Source organism: Methanospirillum sp. (assembly GCF_035406105.1).
Taxonomy (GTDB): domain Archaea; phylum Halobacteriota; class Methanomicrobia; order Methanomicrobiales; family Methanospirillaceae; genus Methanospirillum.
Window position 1 is genome coordinate 1 of sequence record NZ_DAONKG010000208.1, and the last position, 4,226, is coordinate 4,226.

The window sequence follows — 4,226 nt, forward strand, 5'->3', positions numbered from 1 at the left end:
GCGATGGATAATGCAGAACGGGAGGATATCCTTCTTTCTCTGATGAGGCAGGCAAATCTGACCGGCATGGGAGGAAAGCCGGCAGATATTGCGTTTCATACCGGCTACCAGGAAAAGAACGTTCAGGAGATACTCGCGAACCTGGTCAGGTCTGGTGAAGTCACGGTTTCAGAGGACGGGAGGTATCACCTCTCTCCAGATGGAATGCAGGCTGCAGAAACCATTATGCGCCGACACCGGGTTCTGGAGACATTTTTTCAGGAGATGCTTGGTATGGACCATGATCTGGCACATGCAGAGGCCTGTTCAATGGAACACCACACCTCTGATGATACCATCAACCGTCTTCGCCGCTTTATCAGAGGGAATCGTGGCTGCCATGTTCCATGCCATGGTCACGCTCGGCGATGCTCATGTAAAACCCTCGCTGACTGTGCTCAGGGAGAGGTAGTACGAATTGATGCCATCCGGGGATGTGGCCGGGGCGGACGACTTGCAGACCTTGGGCTGATTCCAGGAGAGCATGTCACAATCAGACAAAGAATGGCAGACACCCTCCTTATCAGGGTGAAAGACTGTGATATTGCGATAAGTCCTGAAATTGCACGTTCTGTTCTGGTAGAGGTGGAGTATTGAAAATTGGGCTCATCGGTAACCCGAATGTTGGAAAATCGCTCATTTTTTCTCATCTGACCGGCATCGGGGTCGAGGTCAGTAATTATCCCGGAACAACGGTTGACATTCTGTCCGGTGTATTATGTATCAATCGTATTCCTGTCGAGATCATCGATCTGCCGGGTATTTATTCACTGGACGGTGAGAGCGATGAGGAACGGCTGGTTAGGGATATGATTCTTTCTCATACCTTTGACGTGCTGATAGTCATCCTTGATGCTGCACATCTTGAGCGAAACCTCTATCTCTTCCTTCAGGTTCTTGAGCACCATATTCCCCTGATTGCTGTTCTGAATATGGCAGATGAGGCTGAGAAACAGGGGATTGAGATCGATACAAAAACCCTTTCAGAGATTACCGGTGTACCGGTCCTGCTTACCTCGGCAACATTAGGAAAAAATATCCCTGAATTAATCCCTCTTGCAACACAGCAGGCCAGGGTTGGGACATATCAGGTATCATATGACCGCCATATCGAGGCAGCGGTCAGAACCCTGATGCGAATATCAGGTTCTAGTTCATCACGGGTTTTTGCCCTCCTTGCTCTTCAGGGCATCGGAAACGATCCGTTACTTCTGGAAGCAGCAAAGACCATCACCGGAGAACTGGAAGAAGAGCACCGGATGCCTGTTTCATCACTTCTGGCCGGAAACCGGCATCATGCAGCCCGGGAGATCGCAGTCCGTGTTGTATCAAAAGCCTTGGGAAAAGAGATGCGCGGTCTGGATACCTGGCTTCTGACCCCGTTTTCAGGAGTCCTGATCATGATTGGGATTCTCCTCTCCCTGCTCATCTCGGTCTTTTTTATTGGTTCATATCTTGAAGAGTGTATTGTTTTGGCATTCGACCTCTGGGTTCTTGCCCCGCTTGCGAACGCCTCCCTCGATCCCCTCGTCTATGAACTTGCGTTCTCTTTTGTCATCGCCATTCAGGCAGGACTTGGTATTGCGTTTCCCTTTGTTTTTACCTTCTATCTCCTGATGTCGGTGGTGGAAGATACCGGATATATGAGTAGAATCGCATTTCTTGCGGACCGAATCATGCACCGGTTTGGCCTGCATGGCCAGGCAATCATTCCAATGGTCCTGGGCCTTGGGTGTAATGTGCCGGCTATCATGGCTATCAGGCAGATTGGAACGAAACGTGAGCGCCATATTGCTGCATTTCTGATCACCATGGTCCCCTGTTCCGCCCGGACGGTAATCATCGCCGGGATTGTCTCGGTCTTTGTCGGACTTTTCGCAGCACTCTCAATTTATCTCATCATCTTCACCCTGATCTTGCTCTCCGGCCTCTTTCTCTCCAGGATCACCCCCGGAACCCAGATGGGGATGGTACTTGAAGTCCCCCCGCTTCGTGTCCCCTCTCCTGCCATGGTTCTGACACGTACCTGGATTCATATCCGGGAGTTTCTTATCATTGCAATGCCGCTTCTGATCGTCAGCAGTATGGTCCTTGGCCTGCTTGGATTTTACGGGGTGCTTGATGTCATCGAGTCGGCTACTGCACCGGTGGTCAATGGCATTCTTGGTCTTCCTCCGTTTGCATCAACCGCCCTGCTCTTTGGAATCCTCAGAAAAGAGATGGCGTTTGAGACTCTGATTGTCCTTGCCGGAACCGCAACCCTGACCGATGTAATGACCAGAGTACAGCTCTATGTATTTGCTTTGGTCAGCACCCTCTTTATCCCGTGCATCTCAACCATTGCAGTTCTGTATCGTGAGCAGGGACTTATGACCGCGATCCAGATCTCCCTGTATACAGTCTTTCTCGGATGTACCGCTGGTGCGATTGTTCATTGGATCAGTACGATGGTACCGTTCTTTTAACATCCTGGCGGTACAGGTATACTATGGATCCCCTTCCTTTGATCCTTGGCGGGACATATCGTCGTACTCCTTCTGTCATCCCGGTTGTGAATCCCTATTCACAGGTTCCCTTTGCCGAAGTCTGTACTGCCGGTCCCCATGAAGCAGAAGAGGCCATGCAACAGGCAGTAGAGGGAGCACGGCTCATGGCTGCCCTGCCTGCACACGAACGTTCCGCACTGCTCTTTCGTCTTGCCAGACTGATGGAAGAGGAGGCAGATCTCCTGACAGATATCATCGTCCGTGAGGGTGGAAAGGTCAGACGGCTTGCAGCAACTGAAGTTACCAGAGCGATCACAACCATCCGGATATCGGCTGAAGAAGCGGTCAGAATTCATGATCAGATGGTCCCGATGGATGGGTATCAGGCAGGAGTTGGGAGGATAGCCATGATCCTTCGTGTCCCTGTCGGCATTGTCCTGGCTATTACCCCTTTTAACTTTCCCCTCAACCAGATATGCCATAAGGCAGGGCCTGCGTATGCGGCTGGCAACGCGTGTATTATTAAACCTGCGTCTCTAACCCCGCTCACCGGGTTGAAGTTTGGCGAGCTTTTGCTCCGTGCAGGTTTTCCAAAAGAGGCAGTCAATATCATCCCCTGCAAAACGGATGTGGCTGAACAGATGGTTACCGACCGGCGTATCGCCTGTCTAAGCTTTACTGGCAGTCCTGGTATCGGCTGGTATCTTCGGAGCATAACCCCGGCCCGTCATGTCACTCTTGAGCTTGGTGGGAATGCCGGTGTCATTGTTCATGAGGATGCTGACCAGACGCTTGCGGCATCACGGATCATCGAGGGTGCATATGCTCATGCCGGTCAGGTATGCATCTCCGTACAGCGTGTCTTTGTCCAGAGGAGTATTGCAGATTCGTTCATCCATGAACTGGTTTCCCGGTGTAATACCCTGGTAACCGGCGATCCGGAGGAATCAGAAACCGATGTGGGACCGATGATCACCCCGGAGAAGGCGATTTGGGCCCATCTGAAGATTGAAGAGGCAGTCGCACATGGGGCACGAATTCTCTGCGGCGGGAGACTATCCGGTCATCTCCTTGTTCCAACGATCCTTGCTGATACCACTCCTGATATGGCAGTCAGGTGTGAGGAACTCTTTGCCCCGGTTCTCACGGTAACGGTATACGATACCTTTGATGAGGCGGTGACCATGCTCAATGATTCCCGATATGGTCTGCAGGCTGGAATATTTACGAAAGACCTTGGCAGGGCGATCTATGCTGCACAGAAGATACAATGTGGTGCGGTACTGATAAACGACATCCCGATGTTTCGTATAGACAGTATGCCATATGGCGGTGTTAAAGAGTCTGGAATCGGAAGAGAAGGTCCCTACTTTGCCATCCGTGAGATGACCGAGGAACGGCTGATTATTATCAGACCCTGATGGGTATCAGGAAGGAACCAGAGAACATAAATTATAATACTGAGATATTCTGGTATACTATTCACCGGATGGGGGTATCCGGTTGTATCAGTGCAGATGGGTTCAGGTATGAAAATTGAGAAGAAGCTACTGATGGTCATAACTTTTATTGGAGCGTTTATAGTCCTTCTTCTCGCATTTTATCTTACGACCGGCTTTCAGTCCGGTATTAAGGATATGATTGGTGCGGTTTATTTTTCACTCTGGATTACTGCGGTAATGGGTCTTTGGCTCTATATTA

Annotated in this window: 3 protein-coding genes; all 3 read left to right on the top strand. The window is 50.6% G+C overall.

Annotated features, from left to right (window positions below):
• The coding region (locus PLA23_RS11035; RefSeq protein WP_324475215.1) for a metal-dependent transcriptional regulator at positions 1-636 on the top strand (636 nt) is incomplete at its 5' end.
• On the top strand, positions 633-2,504 hold the full coding sequence (gene feoB / locus PLA23_RS11040) for a ferrous iron transport protein B (protein WP_324475216.1): 1,872 nt from the start codon (positions 633-635) through the stop codon (positions 2,502-2,504). The genes PLA23_RS11035 and feoB, both read left to right, overlap by 4 nt.
• 23 nt (positions 2,505-2,527) lie before the next feature.
• On the top strand, positions 2,528-3,946 hold the full coding sequence (locus PLA23_RS11045; RefSeq protein ID WP_324475217.1) for an aldehyde dehydrogenase family protein: 1,419 nt from the start codon (positions 2,528-2,530) through the stop codon (positions 3,944-3,946).
• Positions 3,947-4,226: the final 280 nt, after the last annotated feature.